The 869-nt window shown below is 41.9% G+C and carries 3 rRNA genes; all 3 read left to right on the top strand.

Annotation, left to right across the window (positions count from 1 at the left end):
* Window positions 1-199 (top strand): 23S ribosomal RNA (locus tag L4C35_RS23170); the annotation flags it as partial.
* Between the two features lie 124 nt (window positions 200-323).
* Window positions 324-439: ribosomal RNA gene (gene rrf, locus L4C35_RS23165) — 5S ribosomal RNA — on the top strand.
* Window positions 440-797: 358 nt separating this feature from the next.
* Window positions 798-869, top strand: a 16S ribosomal RNA gene (locus tag L4C35_RS23160); the annotation flags it as partial.

Here is an 869-nt window from a genome sequence, read left to right as displayed (position 1 = left end):
ATCGCATTGCCCGGTAGCTACGTTCGGAATCGATAAGCGCTGAAAGCATCTAAGCGCGAAGCGAGCCTCAAGATGAGTCATCTCTAGACCTTTAAGGTCTCTAAAGGGTTGTCGAAGACTACGACGTTGATAGGCAGGGTGTGTAAGTGCTGCGAGGCATTGAGCTAACCTGTACTAATTGCCCGTGAGGCTTAACCATACAACACCCAAGGGGTTTTACGGACTCCATAAACGCTTGAATGCGTGTTAAGAACRATATTGTAACTAGTTAGATTTTCCCAGATTGTATTTATCGCCTAATGGCGGTAAATAACCCGAATTTGCTTGGCGACCATAGCATTATGGACCCACCTGATCCCATGCCGAACTCAGTAGTGAAACGTAATAGCGCCGATGGTAGTGTGGGGTCTCCCCATGTGAGAGTAGGTCATCGCCAGGCTTTAATTTCGACTTGTCTCAATGAGACGAGTCAACATAATGTTTTGTGTGAATTACATAGAATTTTATGTTGACTTTCAAAGTGGAAAGCGTATTATACGCCTCCTGCTTAAGTGTTAAGGCACTGAAAGCAAAGCTCTTTAACAATTTGACCATGCAATCTGTGTGGGCACTCGTGAAATGAATAGTCAAAACTATTCATTGTTACTTTTTAAGTAAGAATGAATTTGGCATCAATGAACTGAGTGACCAATACAAATAACAAGTTTACTTATTATTTGGCACAGTCAATTCGAATATCATGACTAGCTTCTAGTTATCGATATTCAATCAGTATTCATTGAGCCATCAAAAACTTTAAATTGAAGAGTTTGATCATGGCTCAGATTGAACGCTGGCGGCAGGCCTAACACATGCAAGTCGAGCGGTAA

It is taken from the genome of Photobacterium kagoshimensis (assembly GCF_050337045.1).
In the GTDB taxonomy this organism is placed as follows: domain Bacteria; phylum Pseudomonadota; class Gammaproteobacteria; order Enterobacterales; family Vibrionaceae; genus Photobacterium; species Photobacterium kagoshimensis.
The sequence above is the reverse complement of the archived record's forward strand: the minus strand, read 5'-3'. Positions and strand labels throughout refer to the sequence as shown.